Genomic DNA, 14,153 nt, shown 5'->3' with positions numbered 1-14,153 from the left:
ATTTTGCGGCGGCATACATTAGCAGGGTTTGCCGGGTTAGCGGCTACTCACATGCTGTTCCAGCAGGATCCGATTGGAAAGTGAGACTAGCTCACCCTCATCGGTCAGCAATGTGGTTTTAACCGTGCCGATCTCTTCGATCTGGCCTTCGACCTCGCCAACACGCACTTGTTGCCCAACCTGATACAACTCACGCACATAGATTCCCGCAAGAATCTGACCGGCAATTTCCCGGCTTCCCAAACCCATGGCCAGCGCAACGGCCAGACCAACGGTAATCAATACGATGACAATCACATGGTTCAGCAGGTCAGTCTTGACCTCGAGCTGGCTGATCGCGACCGAGATACTGATGATGATCACCAGCCCCTGGGCGATTCGGCCCAAACCCGAAGCGTAGTCCAGCCCTACGCCTTCTGCCGCTCCGCGCACCAGGCCGTTGGCCAATTGCGCGAGCAAAACACCCACCAGCAACACCAGCGCGGCGCCGAAAACCTTCGGCAAATACAACGCCAGCATGTCCAGCGTAGCTGAAACTCGCTCAAGTCCAAGGGACTCTGCTGCAGAAACCAGGAAAATCAGCAGAACGAACCAGTAAACAATCTTGCCGATCAAGGTCGAGATCGGCACTTGCAGGCCGGCCCGCGACATCAACTTGGTCAGACCGGTGCCGCCCATCAGGCGATCAAGGCCCAGTTTGGCGAGCAATTTGGACAGCAAGGTATCGAGTAGCTTGGCCACCACGAAACCCAACAGCAGCACCACCAGTGCGCCGAACAGGTTCGGGATGAAGTTGGCGACTTTGGTCCACAACGCAGTCATTGCAGTGACGAGGCTCTGAGTCCAGAGATCAAGTTCCATATTCAATCAGCCTTATCAGCAGTGCGTGCAGTAGTTTTACGAAGACGGGAAACCGGCGAGACGTGGGCCGATCCGTTATTCAGGGCGATCATCAGCGCGGGCAGCCAGCGGCCCAGCAGGCTGAACAGATCACCGGCGCCCACCTGGCGGTTGGCGGTTTTGAGTACGCGACCCAGGCATGCGTCGTCGTCACGGCTGGACGGCGAGGCGTTGAGCATGTCGCGCAAAGACTGTTCAAACGGATCGTGCATACGCACCTCTCGTGATGTCTGTGAAAGACGCGGGCAAATTTGGTCGGGTCACATGTTGCATCTTCACACCCAGCGCAAACGGCGGAATAACCACCATTGACCGAAGGCCATCGCCAGCACCGTCAGACAGGCAATCAGGAAACCATAAGGGCTGCTCGAGAACGGAATGCCGCCCACATTGATACCCAGCAGGCCGGTGAGAAAACTCATCGGCAAAAAGATGCAGGTGATGATGCCGAAGCGGTACATCGTGCGATTCATGCGCACGTTCAAACGCCGGTCTTCGGCCTCCAGCACAAGCCCCATGCGCTCTCGGGTCAATTCCAGCTCCTCGAGATAGCGCGTCAGGCTGTTGTTCAATTCGTTCCAGTAGTCAGCGTCATCGTCGACAAACCACGGCAGTTTTATCCGGGTCAGTTGTCCGAAAATATCCCGCTGCGGTGCCAGAAAACGCTTCAGTCCGGCCGCCCGGCGGCGGATGTGCAAAATCGAGCCATGCTCGGGGGTATACCGTTCGTCGGCATCCAGTTTTTCTTCCTCTTCATCGACCAGTTCCGACAGGCAGGTGACCAGATCCTGCACCTTGTTGGTGAGGAATTGCGCCAGATACAGGATCAGTTCAGAGGAAGTTTTCGGGCCTTTGCCCTCGCTTAGCAGCGCCAGCAACTCATCGGTGGCGCGCAGCGGACGCAAACGCAGCGAGATGACCCGTTGCGCCGACGCGAAAATCCGCACCGAGACCATGTCTTCCGGCTCGGCGCCGGGGTTGAGGTTGACCCCGCGCAGAAACAGCAACAGTTCGGCATCCGGCAACGGCAACAGGCGTGGCCGGGTGTTCTCTTCCAGCAGCAGGTCGCAGGCAAATTCATTCAGGCCGCTGGATTTGCGCAGCCAGGTCTGGGTTTGCGGATGGCTGCGATCCCAATGCAGCCACAGGCTCTCATGGGCCTGCAGTTGCAGATCGTCGAGCTCAGTCCGGGCAATCGAACGCGCACCGCCTTTACCGTCCAGCACCAGGGCATGCACCAGCCCCCACTGCGCGTTTTCTTCCTCGAACATCCGCATCCCTTTGTCGAAAGACTTATTCAGGCATCTGCAGCGGACTTGGCGAAACGATCACGCCGTTGTTGTCCGCATAGATGTAGTGGCCCGGGTGGAACGTCACGCCGGCGAAAGTCACCAGTACGTTGAGATCGCCGATACCGCGCTTTTCGGTTTTCATCGGATGGCTGGCCAACGCCTGAACGCCGAGATCGGTCTGGGCAATAACGTCGACGTCACGGATACAACCGTAGATGACCATCCCTTCCCAGCCGTTTTTCGCGGCTTTCTCGGCGATCATGTCGCCCAGCAGCGCGCGACGCAGCGAACCGCCGCCATCGACCACCAGCACCTTGCCGTTACCCTTGAGTTCGGCTTGCTCTTTGACCAGCGAGTTGTCTTCGAAACATTTGATGGTCACGATTTCGCCGCCGAAGGAATCACGGCCGCCGAAATTGCTGAACATCGGTTCCAGCACCTGCACCAGCTCCGGATAGGCGTCGCACAGGTCAGGCGTGAGGTAATGGTTCATCGAAAAACTCCTGTAAAAAGGAAGACGATCAAGGATGTCGCACTCTTTTGAAACGAGTCCCGGCGGTCGCTGTTTACCTTAGTTCATGCAATGGTCGCTGAACGAACCTGAACAAACGCTGAAACGTAATAGCTAAACAGCCACCAAATATGACCAGAACCGCACAATGCGTCATATCTTAGCCGCAAGGCGACCTGAACGAAATGCCCTTTTCAGAGCCTCGGACTCAGACCGCAGCGGCAAGATCCGGCTTGTCGCCGAGCAACGGCGTCTGCTGATCGTTCAACCAGCGTGCCACCAGCGGCCAGACCTCGGCCTGCGCCGCCTTGCTCACCAACATCTCGACATGCCCGAAGTTGTCGCTGAAGCCCTGCTCGCGCCCCAGATTGACGAACTGTTTGTGCTCGGAGCCGATCTGCTCGAACAGTTTGCGACAGGCCCACGCCGGATCCTGATGATCGCCCGCCGCGGTCACTGCCAGCACCGGCACCTGAACCTCGGCCAGGCCGGCCCACCAGTCCTTGTCCTTGTCGCCAAAACGCCCGAACAAGCCGTACCAGCGCATGCTTTCCAGCGCCAGCCCGATCGGCTCGTCTTCCGGGCCGCGCTTGAGGCGTGAGCCGGACAACTGCGCGAAACGCTTGAGAATGAAGCGCCCGCTCCACTCCACCGGTGGAATCTTCAGCGGCCAGTACGTGCGGCTGACCTGCGTGCCGAAAAACGCCGCCGAGGCCACGGCCGGCTCGCCGAGGTATTCGCCACCCAGCGCCGCCGCCAGCGTGATGCCGCCCAGCGAATGGCCGATCCAGTGCGGAACCTGCCCGCTCTGCTCGCGGACGAACACGGCAATCGCCGGCAGATCGTAACGGGCGTAGTCGGCCACGCGGTTGCGCCGGTAGTCCTCGTTGCGCTGCGACAGGCCGTGACCGCGCATCTCCGGGATCCACACGTCGAAGCCCAGGCGCGTCAGGTACGCACCCAACCCGAGGCCCTTGGGGGAAAACCAGAAGCGCCGATTGGAAAAACTGCCGTGCAACAAAATCACCGGCACGCCGCGTGGTGTCGTGTCGTCGGCCATGCCCAAGCGGGTCACGGCGATTTCCACGGACCAGTCGGGACTGTTGCCGGGTTTGAGTCGATACACATCTTCGCTCAGATCACCGCGACGTTCGGCGCTGATCAGGGCGACAGGAAACAGGTTGCTGCTGCTTTGCATAATGCTCTTGCACAAAAAAGGGCGGCATCTACAGGAGCCCGCCCTACTTCAATCTCAAAGCCCCCGACCTTTGTGGGAGCGGGCTTGCTCGCGAAAGCGGTGTATCAGCCAACATTTGTGGCGGATCTCATTCCGTCTTCGCGAGCAAGCCCGCTCCCACAGGCGTGGATGGCCGTTCACATATGGATCAAGCCTGCGCCTGACCTTCGGCGAGGAAGAACCAGGTTTCCAGCACGGAGTCCGGGTTCAGCGACACGCTTTCGATGCCCTGCTCCATCAGCCACTTGGCCAGATCCGGGTGGTCCGAAGGGCCCTGACCGCAGATGCCGATGTATTTGCCGGCCTTGTTGCACGCGGCAATCGCGTTGGCCAACAGCTTCTTGACCGCCGGATTACGCTCGTCGAACAGGTGCGCGATGATCCCGGAGTCACGGTCCAGGCCCAGTGTCAGCTGAGTCAGGTCGTTGGAACCGATCGAGAAACCGTCGAAGAACTCGAGGAATTCTTCAGCCAGGATCGCGTTGGATGGCAGTTCGCACATCATGATCACGCGCAGGCCGTTGTCGCCACGGGCCAGGCCGTTTTCGGCGAGCAGATCGACTACCTGACTGGCTTCGCCGAGGGTACGAACGAACGGCACCATGATTTCGACGTTGGTCAGGCCCATCTCGTTGCGCACGCGTTTCAACGCGCGGCATTCGAGTTCGAAGCAGTCACGGAACGATTCGCTGATGTAACGTGAAGCGCCACGGAAGCCGAGCATCGGGTTTTCTTCTTCCGGCTCGTACAGCTTGCCGCCGATCAGGTTCGCGTATTCGTTGGACTTGAAGTCCGACAGACGCACGATGACCTTCTTCGGCCAGAACGCTGCCGCGAGGGTGCTGATGCCTTCCACCAGTTTTTCGACGTAGAAACCGACCGGATCGTTGTAACCGGCGATGCGCTTGTCGACGCTGTCCTTGATTTCCTGCGGCAGGCCGTCGTAGTTCAACAGCGCTTTCGGGTGGACGCCGATCATGCGGTTGATGATGAATTCCAGACGGGCCAGGCCGACACCGGCGTTCGGCAGCTGCGCGAAATCGAAGGCGCGGTCCGGGTTGCCGACGTTCATCATGATCTTGAACGGCAACTCCGGCATGGCGTCGACGGAGTTCTTCTTGACGTCGAAGCCCAGCTCGCCTTCGAAGATGTAACCGGTGTCGCCTTCGGCGCAGGACACGGTTACGCCCTGGCCATCTTTCAACAGTTGGGTGGCGTTGCCGCAGCCCACGACCGCTGGAATCCCCAGTTCACGGGCGATGATCGCCGCGTGGCAGGTACGGCCGCCACGGTTGGTGACGATGGCGCTGGCGCGCTTCATCACCGGCTCCCAGTCCGGGTCGGTCATGTCGGAGACCAGCACGTCGCCGGCCTGGACTTTGTCCATTTCCGAGACGTCCTTGATGATCCGCACTTTACCGGCGCCGATGCGCTGGCCGATGGCACGACCTTCCACCAGCACGGTGCCGGTTTCTTTCAGCAGGTAACGCTCCATGACGTTGGCCTGGGTGCGGCTTTTCACGGTTTCCGGACGGGCCTGCACGATGTACAGCTTGCCGTCGTCACCGTCTTTGGCCCACTCGATGTCCATCGGGCAGCCGTAGTGCTTCTCGATGATCATCGCCTGCTTGGCCAGCTCGCTGACTTCGGCGTCGGTCAGGCAGAAACGCGTGCGTTCGGCCTTGTCGACATCGACGGTCTTCACCGAACGACCGGCCTTGGCCTCGTCGCCGTAGATCATCTTGATGGCTTTGCTGCCGAGGTTGCGGCGCAGGATCGCCGGGCGACCAGCCTCCAGCGTGCCTTTGTGTACATAGAATTCGTCGGGGTTGACCGCACCTTGAACAACGGTTTCGCCCAGACCGTAGGCGCCGGTGATGAACACCACGTCACGGAAACCGGATTCGGTATCGAGGGTGAACATCACGCCGGCGGTACCGGTTTCCGAACGCACCATGCGCTGCACGCCAGCCGACAGGGCGACCAGTTTGTGGTCGAAGCCCTGGTGCACGCGGTAGGAAATCGCCCGGTCGTTGAACAGCGAAGCGAACACCTCTTTGGCGGCGCGGATAACGTTTTCCACACCACGGATGTTCAGGAAGGTTTCCTGCTGGCCGGCGAACGAAGCATCCGGCAAGTCTTCGGCGGTGGCGGAAGAACGCACGGCCACGGCCACGTCAGGGTTACCGGCCGACAGCGCGGCGAACGCGGTGCGGATCTCGGTATTGAGTTTTTCAGGGAATTCGGCGTCCATGATCCATTGACGGATCTGCGCACCGGTCTTGGCCAGTGCATTGACGTCATCGACGTCCAGGGCGTCGAGAGCCTTGTGGATCTGATCGTTGAGGCCGCTCAGTTCGAGAAAGTCGCGATAGGCCTGCGCGGTGGTGGCAAAGCCGCCGGGGACCGACACACCGGCACCCGCCAGGTTGCTGATCATCTCGCCCAGGGATGCGTTCTTGCCCCCCACATGCTCAACATCGTGTTTGCCGAGCTTATCGAGGGAAACTACGTACTCTACCAAGGTGATCTCTCCACTAACTGTGTTGGAAAAGCTCAGAAACCGGCGGCTCGGGGGAGCGTTGGCCGGCTGTATGGCCTGGACCTGGAAAATAAGTGAGAATGCGGGCCAATGGCGGCCGGCAAATCGCGCCTATCATATCCAGAAATACTCTTTAGCTTAAGGCCCAAGGTGCAAATGAAACGATCTGCTTTCTTTATCTCCGATGGCACCGGCATTACCGCCGAAACCCTGGGTCAAAGCCTTCTGGCGCAGTTCGAAAACATTACCTTCACCAAGCTCACGCGGCCGTATATCGACAACGCGGACAAAGCGCGGGCCATGGTACAACAAATCAACAAAGCCGCTGAAACCGACGGCTTCCGTCCGATCATCTTCGACACCATCGTCAATCAGGACATCCGTGAGATTCTCGCAACCTCCAATGGTTTCATGATCGACATTTTCTCGACCTTCCTCGCCCCGCTCGAACAGGAACTGACCGAGCATTCTTCCTACACCGTCGGCAAATCGCACTCGATCGGGCATAACTCCAATTACATGGAGCGCATCGAGGCGGTGAACTTCGCCCTCGACAACGACGACGGCGCGCGCACCCACTATTACGACAAGGCCGACCTGATACTAGTGGGCGTGTCGCGTTGTGGTAAGACGCCGACGTGTCTGTACATGGCGATGCAGTTCGGCATCCGTGCGGCCAACTACCCGCTGACCGAAGACGACATGGAACGCCTGACCCTGCCGACCGCCCTGCGCGCCCATCAGCACAAGCTGTTCGGCCTGACCATCGACCCCGACCGCCTCACCGCGATCCGCAACGAGCGCAAGCCCAACAGCCGCTATTCGAGCTACGCCCAGTGCGAATTCGAAGTGCGCGAAGTGGAAAACCTGTTCCGCCGCGAGAACATCCCGCACATCAACTCCACGCATTTTTCGGTGGAAGAGATTTCGGCGAAGATTCTGGTGGAGAAAGGCGTGGAGCGGCGGTTCAAATAGATTTGTGGCGTCTGTTCCGACGCCTTCGAGCAGGCCCGCGCCCACAGGTTGATCGAGCTCCTCCAGTTGGAATGCGATCGCATGTGGGAGCGGGCTTGCTCGCGAAGAACGATTACACGGTTTCCGTTAATGCCCGCGCCAGAGCCTCGAACCCTCCCAGCAACAACCGATCATCTCCCACCGCATTGCACACACTCGCTCGAATGAACTGCGGCACCGCCGCATGCCCCACCGCAAAGGCCTCGGCGGTGGCCACCAGGTAGTTGTTTTCCTTCAGCTCCGCAGCAATCTGCGAGGCCCGCCACAGCTCCGGCACCTCAATCCAGAAGTGCGGGCTATGCGCATCCGCCTTGTAATTGAACCCCGCCAACACCGGTGCGACCAGCGCCTTGCGCCGGCCGATCTCGCTGATCTGCTCATCCAGCAAACGCTCGGCCATGCCGTTGTCGATCCAGCGGCTCGCCAACTCCATCGCCAGCGGATTAGCCATCCAGCAGGTGCCGCGAATAGCCGCACTCAGGCGCCCGATCAGCGCTTGCGGTGCATGCAGATAACCGACCCGCAGACCGGCTGAAACGGCCTTGCTCAGACTGCCGATCAACACCGCGCGCTCGGCGGCGAAATGGCTCAGCGGCAACGGTCGCTGGCGGGCCAGCACCGCATGTGCGTCGTCCTCGAAAATCAGCAGATTGTGTTGGCGACAGATGTCGGCAATCGCTTCGCGCCGCGGCACGGACATGACTGCTGCCGTCGGGTTCTGAATCGTCGGCGTGCAGTACAGCGCCGAGACACGGTGCTGCCGGCAGATGTCGTCCAGCGCTGCCGGCAGCAGCCCTTCGTCATCCATTGCGACACCGATGAGTTTGATCCCCAACTGGCGCGCGACGCTGATCAGCCCCGGGTAAGTCAGATGCTCGGTAACCAGCGTATCGCCGGCCTTGAGCAGGCCCATCAAGGCGCACAGCAAGCCATGCTGGCCGCCATTGACGCACAACACCTGATCGGCGTGCGGCTGGAACGCGCCATGACTCAACCAGCGCGCCCCCGCCTGCCGATGCCGCAGCAAACCGCTTTCGACGGTGTAACCGGTCAACTGCTGCAAGCCGCGCGGATCACTGGCGAGGCTGTGCAGGGTCTGGCTCATGAATGCCGCTTCCTGCCCAGGGATAGGCTGATTGCGGCTCATGTCGAAACAGGCGCGCGGCTCATCGCTGACATTGCGAAAGCCCTTGTCCTGCGGCCGCTCCATCCCGCGCTCACGCACATAAGTGCCATCGCCGACCCGGGCCACCACCAGACCGACCCGCTCCAGTTCGCCATAGGCGCGACTGATGGTGCCGATGGTCACGCCCAGGCTATCGGCCAACAGCCGGTGCGGCGGCAATTTCGCTCCCGCCGCAATCACGCCTTCGGCGATGGCCTGCTGCACCGCATCCGCCAGGCGCTTGTACTTTACCCCCACCCCGTTGGCGAGGCCGTCGCGGAGGATTGACACCATGGCAATACTTACTTTGACAGTCATTGTCGCCCCGAATAGCGTGCTGAAAACAGGTTCAATCAGGGATAGCCCTTTTCAACTACCAGGTCAATGCGGAGCACCAAGCATGTCGACTGCCATCAGCGCACCGCTGAACATCAGCAAACCCTGGCTCGCCGGATTGCTCACCAGCACGTTGTTTCTGATCGTCTGCCTGAGCTGGGGCACTACGTGGCTGGGGATCAAGATTGCCGTGGAAAGCGTGCCGCCACTGACCGCCGCGGGCCTGCGCTTTCTGATCGCCTTTCCGCTGTTCCTGAGCTTCGCCGCACTGCGCAGGGAACCGCTGTTGTTCCCGCGACAGAGCCGCTGGTTTTTCGTGTTCGTCACGCTGTCGTACTTCAGCCTGCCGTACTACCTGCTCAACTACGGCGAGATGCACGTTTCGTCCGGTCTGACAGCGCTGCTGTTCAGTTGCATGCCGGTGTTTATCCTGATGTTTTCCGCGCTGTTCCTGCGCGAGAAAATCCTCCCCACACAGATGCTCGGTATCGCCATCGGTTTCGCCAGTCTGTTCATGATCATTCGCAGCCAGGGCCTGCATCTGGATCAGGCGGAATGGCTCGGCGTATTGGCGATTCTGTGCGCGGCGATCCTGCATGCGCTGTGTTACGTGGTGACTAAAAAGCACGGCAGCGCGATCAGCGTGATCACCTACAACACCCTGCCGATCGGCATCGCCGGGCTGATGTTATTTATTGTCGGCTTGAACGTGGAAGCACCGGTATTCAAGGACGTGACCGCGCGCTCATGGGGCGCTCTGCTGTACCTCGGACTGGTGGCGTCAGTGGGCGGCTTTATCGTGTATTTCATCCTGCTCAAACGCCTGAGCCCGGTGCTGTTGTCGTTCGTGTTCATCATCTTCCCGGTATTCGCCCTGCTCATCGGCGCCTGGTACGAAGGCACGTCGATCTCCCGGGAGCTGATGCTGTACTCGGCGATCCTGCTCACCGGTTTCGCGATCACCAAGCTACCGCTCAAACGCTGAAAGCCCACGACCCGAGGTGAGCACAAGGGCTCACACACCACTCAACTTTGAACATCGGAGGTTCAAATGTCGGTACACACCATGGAAACCCTCAGCCTGTTTAACAGCGAACCCTACCGACGCGCCTTTGGTGCCCGGGTCATCGCAGTGGTCGATCAGGCCGTCGTGCTGGAACACACCCTTTTCTACCCAACCGGTGGCGGGCAGCCGGGTGACACCGGGCATTTCAGTCTGGTGGATGGTACGCGGATCGAAGTCACCGGGACGGCGCGCGATCCCCTGCTGCCGTCGATCATCTGGCATCAGGTGCAGGAGTGTCCGCCGCAGTTGTGTACCGGCGCATTGGTCAACGCCAGCCTCGACTGGGAGCGGCGCTATCAGCACATGAAGATGCATACCTGCCTGCATCTGCTCGGTGCGCTGATCAATGCGCCAGTCACCGGGTGCAGCATCAGCGCCGACAAGGGCCGACTGGATTTCGATCTGCCGGAAATGACCCTCGACAAGGACAGCATCACCCGCGACCTCAACGCGCTGATCGAACAGGCCTGCACGGTCAATACCCTGTCGATGCCGGCCGCCGAGTACCCCGCCTTGCTGGAGAGGACCGGCAGCAAGACGGTCAAGCCGCCCGTCATTCAGGGTGACTTGCGCATGGTCGAGGTCAGCGGCGTCGACATCCAGCCCTGTGGCGGCACCCATGTGCACAACACCCGGGAAATCGGCCGGGTGTATTGCGAAAAAATCGAGAAGAAAAGCCGCAACAATCGCCGGGTAATCCTGCGTTTCGCGTAGGCGGACGGGCATTTACCGGATGAAAGTTTCTTCACTCAAAACAGACACGGTCTTTACGTCTTTGTAACATCTGGAAATATACAATCCGCGCAAGCAGCGCATCCGGTTCCCAAACCGGATGCGCCAGCCCTCCTGGCCTGATGAATTCAGCGGGCCCGCAACATTCACCTCCCACTTGAACCTGAAGAACGAGCATCCGCTCACTCGGTGGGTCGTGCAGACAGAAGCTACGCTCAGACTGCCGCGCCCCCTTGGACACCGCTGGAATCACTGCGTATGAAGAAAGTGTTCCGTCACTACATCCCGGCCACGACCCGGCGCTTGCTGCCCAATCGCTGGGACCTGATCGCCATGCCGCTGGTGATCGGCTTCTTGCTGTTTTTCTCGATCACCGCCCGGGAAACCTGGGCGCCAATCGCCACCTTGCAGAGCGAGGTGATTTCCCTCGACCCGGGCAACCTGCCGGAATACGCCATGCGCACCACCCTGCGCATGCTCGCGGCGATGGTCGCGGCGCTGGTGTTCACCCTGCTTTACGGCACCCTGGCCGCGAAAAGCCGTCGCGCCGAAAAACTGCTGGTGCCGGTGCTGGACATCCTGCAATCGGTGCCGGTGCTGGGCTACATCTCGTTCACCGTGACCTTCTTTCTGCTGTTGTTTCCCGGCCGGGTACTCGGGGCGGAATTCGCCGCGATCTTTGCGATTTTCACCAGTCAGGCGTGGAACATGACCTTCAGCTTCTATCAGTCGCTGCGCATGCTGCCGCGGGATCTGGTGGAGGTGTCGACCAACCTGCAACTGTCCGGCTGGCAGAGTTTCTGGAAACTCGACGTGCCTTTCGCCATGCCCGGTCTGGTGTGGAACATGATGATGAGCATGTCCGGCGGCTGGTTCTTCGTGGTGGCGTCGGAAGCAATCACGGTGGGGGACCAGACCATCACCCTGCCGGGTATCGGCTCGTATCTGGCCATGGCCATCGCGCAGAAAGACCTGCACGCGGTGGGTTACGTGATTCTGACGATGATCGTGGTGATCCTGATCTACGACCAGTTCCTGTTCCGCCCGCTGGTGGCCTGGGCCGACAAGTTCCGCATGGAAAACACCGCCTCGCAGACCGCCGCGCCCGAATCCTGGGTACTGAACCTGATCCAGCGTACCCGCTTGATCCAGCGCCTGCTGCGCCCGTTCAGCCGCGCCATCAGTCGGCTGGGCAACATGCGCTTGAACCTGCCGCGTGCGGCGCGCCACACCCTCAGCGCGGACAACCCGAGCAGATCGAAAATGATCGACTGGATCTGGGGCACATTGATCGCGCTGCTGACGGCTTATGCGCTTTATCACATCGTCCTGTATGTCGGCACAGAAGTGACGCTCGCCGAGGTCGGCCATGTATTGCTGCTGGGGTTCTTTACCTTACTGCGAGTGGCCGGTCTGATTCTCATTGCTTCGCTGATCTGGGTGCCGCTGGGAGTGATGATCGGCCTGCGTCCGGCGCTGGCGGAAAAGATCCAGCCGCTGGCGCAGTTCCTCGCGGCATTTCCGGCGAACCTGCTGTTCCCGGTATTCGTCATCGTGATCCTGCGCTACCAGTTGAACCCGGACATCTGGCTCAGCCCGCTGATCGTGCTCGGCACGCAGTGGTACATCCTGTTCAACGTGATCGCCGGAGCCAGCGCCTTCCCCAATGACTACAAGGAGGCCGCCGCCAACTTCCGCATTCGCGGCTGGTTGTGGTGGCGCAAAGTCATGCTGCCGGGCATTTTCCCGTACTACGTGACCGGCGCCATTACCGCCTCGGGCGGTGCGTGGAACGCCAGCATCGTCTCCGAATTCGTCTCCTGGGGGCAGGACAAAGTCGTTGCCCACGGTCTCGGGGCCTATATCGCCCAGACCACCGCCGCCGGAGATTTTCCGAAAATCACCCTCGGCGTGGTGGTCATGGCGATCTTTGTCGTGGCCTTCAATCGTCTGGTCTGGCGACCGATGTACGCCGTGGCCGAAAACAAACTGCGCCTGAACTGATGGGACTCGCTGCGATGAATACCTATACCGGACAAACCGCCGCCAGCCCCGAAATCTACTCGCTCAGCGATGTGAACCGGGTGTTTGGCAAGGGCAAGGAAGAACTGCAAGTGCTCAGCGGGGTGGATCTGACCCTGCGCGAAGGCGAGATCGTCGGCATGCTCGGCCGCTCCGGCTCCGGCAAATCCACCTTGCTGCGGATCATTGCCGGCCTGATCGAACCGTCATCGGGCGATGTCCTGTACAACGGCCAGCCGCTGCACGGCCCGGCCGAAGGTGTGGCGATGGTGTTCCAGACCTTCGCCCTGTTCCCGTGGCTGACGGTGCTGGAAAACGTCGAGGCCGGCCTGCAAGCCTTGCAGGTCGAACGCAAGGCTGCGCGTAAACGGGCGCTGGCGGCGATCGACCTGATCGGCCTCGACGGTTTCGAAAACGCCTACCCGCGCGAGTTGTCCGGCGGCATGCGCCAGCGCGTGGGCTTCGCGCGGGCGCTGGTGGTCAACCCGACCCTGTTGCTGATGGACGAACCCTTTTCGGCACTCGACGTACTGACCGCCGAAACCCTGCGCACGGATCTGCTGGACCTGTGGAGCGGCAAGCAACTGCCGATCAAATCGATCCTGATCGTCACCCACAACATCGAAGAAGCAGTGCTGATGTGCGACCGCATTCTGGTGTTGTCGTCCAACCCGGGCCGGGTGGTGGCGGAAATCAAAGTGCCGTTCGCCCATCCACGCAACCGCCTGGATCCGGCTTTCCGGCAGATGGTCGACGACATTTACGCGCAGATGACTGACCGGCGCAGCGCCGATGCCAGCGCCGGCAAACCCGAGCTGAAAATGAGCAGTCCGCTGCCTGAGGTCTCGACCAACCTGATGGCCGGTCTGATCGAAACCATCGCCGCCGAACCCTACAACGGCCACGCCGGCCTGCCCACCGTGGCTGAACGGCGTCTGCTGGAAGTCGATGACCTGTTCCCCGTGGCCGAGATGATCGAGCACCTCGGTTTCGCTGAACTCAAAGGCGCCGACATCACCCTGACCGACGCCGGCAAACTGTTCGCCGACTACGGCACCCAGGAACGCAAAACCCTGTTTGCCGAGCACCTGATTCGCCACGTGCCGCTGGCCGCGCGCATCCGTCAGGTACTGCTGGAGCGCAATGGTCACCGCGCGCCACGGGTGCGTTTCGAGCAGGAACTGCAGGACTCGCTGACCGAAGCGTTCGTCGAGAGAACCCTGGAAGTGGTGATCGCCTGGGGTCGTTATGCGGAGATTTTCTCCTACGACGACCACACCGAAACCTTCAGCCTGGAGGATGTCGAGGGCAGCCTGTAGCCCGCGACACCTCTGGC

At 60.5% G+C, this 14,153-nt stretch carries 12 protein-coding genes; 5 read left to right on the top strand and 7 right to left on the bottom strand.

The window, feature by feature from the left end:
- Window positions 1-36 precede the first annotated feature (36 nt).
- The 6 genes from E4T63_RS09195 to ppsA form a co-directional block, all read right to left on the bottom strand.
- Window positions 37-861, bottom strand: a complete 825-nt coding sequence (locus E4T63_RS09195; protein WP_007916401.1) for a mechanosensitive ion channel family protein — start codon at window positions 859-861, stop codon at window positions 37-39.
- Between the two features lie 2 nt (window positions 862-863).
- Window positions 864-1,112: a hypothetical protein gene (locus E4T63_RS09190; protein WP_003223293.1), complete on the bottom strand. Its 249-nt coding sequence runs from the start codon at window positions 1,110-1,112 to the stop codon at window positions 864-866.
- A 63-nt stretch (window positions 1,113-1,175) separates the two neighbouring features.
- Window positions 1,176-2,171: a zinc transporter ZntB gene (locus tag E4T63_RS09185; RefSeq protein WP_027613291.1), complete on the bottom strand. Its 996-nt coding sequence runs from the start codon at window positions 2,169-2,171 to the stop codon at window positions 1,176-1,178.
- A 22-nt stretch (window positions 2,172-2,193) separates the two neighbouring features.
- A complete protein-coding gene (gene rraA / locus E4T63_RS09180; protein ID WP_135295302.1) occupies window positions 2,194-2,685 on the bottom strand; it encodes a ribonuclease E activity regulator RraA in 492 nt (163 codons plus the stop codon).
- 226 nt (window positions 2,686-2,911) lie between these two features.
- Window positions 2,912-3,901, bottom strand: a complete 990-nt coding sequence (locus E4T63_RS09175) for an alpha/beta fold hydrolase (RefSeq protein WP_135295301.1) — start codon at window positions 3,899-3,901, stop codon at window positions 2,912-2,914.
- Window positions 3,902-4,088: 187 nt separating this feature from the next.
- Window positions 4,089-6,464, bottom strand: a complete 2,376-nt coding sequence (gene ppsA, locus E4T63_RS09170) for a phosphoenolpyruvate synthase (protein WP_135295300.1) — start codon at window positions 6,462-6,464, stop codon at window positions 4,089-4,091.
- Between the two features lie 174 nt (window positions 6,465-6,638).
- Here ppsA and ppsR point away from each other — a divergent pair, with 174 nt between their 5' ends.
- Window positions 6,639-7,457, top strand: a complete 819-nt coding sequence (gene ppsR / locus E4T63_RS09165) for a posphoenolpyruvate synthetase regulatory kinase/phosphorylase PpsR (RefSeq protein ID WP_007960912.1) — start codon at window positions 6,639-6,641, stop codon at window positions 7,455-7,457.
- Between the two features lie 112 nt (window positions 7,458-7,569).
- Here ppsR and E4T63_RS09160 read toward each other — a convergent pair whose 3' ends face one another.
- The gene (locus tag E4T63_RS09160) at window positions 7,570-8,979 is read right to left on the bottom strand and encodes a PLP-dependent aminotransferase family protein (RefSeq protein WP_135295299.1); all 1,410 of its coding nucleotides are present in this window, start codon (window positions 8,977-8,979) and stop codon (window positions 7,570-7,572) included.
- A gap of 82 nt (window positions 8,980-9,061) precedes the next feature.
- On the opposite strand from E4T63_RS09160, the gene E4T63_RS09155 reads away from it, so the two are divergent.
- The 4 genes from E4T63_RS09155 to E4T63_RS09140 all read left to right on the top strand — a co-directional run bounded on the left by E4T63_RS09155 (window position 9,062) and on the right by E4T63_RS09140 (window position 14,136).
- Complete coding sequence (locus E4T63_RS09155) at window positions 9,062-9,982, top strand: DMT family transporter (RefSeq protein WP_135295298.1); 921 nt, start codon at window positions 9,062-9,064, stop codon at window positions 9,980-9,982.
- Between the two features lie 66 nt (window positions 9,983-10,048).
- Window positions 10,049-10,777 carry an alanyl-tRNA editing protein gene (locus E4T63_RS09150; RefSeq protein ID WP_135295297.1) on the top strand — a complete coding sequence of 243 codons (729 nt, stop codon included), beginning with the start codon at window positions 10,049-10,051 and terminating at the stop codon, window positions 10,775-10,777.
- Between the two features lie 276 nt (window positions 10,778-11,053).
- The gene (locus tag E4T63_RS09145; RefSeq protein ID WP_135295296.1) at window positions 11,054-12,799 is read left to right on the top strand and encodes an ABC transporter permease; all 1,746 of its coding nucleotides are present in this window, start codon (window positions 11,054-11,056) and stop codon (window positions 12,797-12,799) included.
- Window positions 12,800-12,813: 14 nt separating this feature from the next.
- A complete protein-coding gene (locus tag E4T63_RS09140) occupies window positions 12,814-14,136 on the top strand; it encodes an ABC transporter ATP-binding protein (RefSeq protein ID WP_134785845.1) in 1,323 nt (440 codons plus the stop codon).
- Window positions 14,137-14,153 lie beyond the last annotated feature (17 nt).

Origin of the sequence: Pseudomonas fluorescens (assembly GCF_004683905.1) — a bacterium.
Classification (GTDB): Bacteria; Pseudomonadota; Gammaproteobacteria; order Pseudomonadales; family Pseudomonadaceae; genus Aquipseudomonas; species Aquipseudomonas putida_A.
This window is presented reverse-complemented; position numbering and strand designations above follow the sequence as displayed.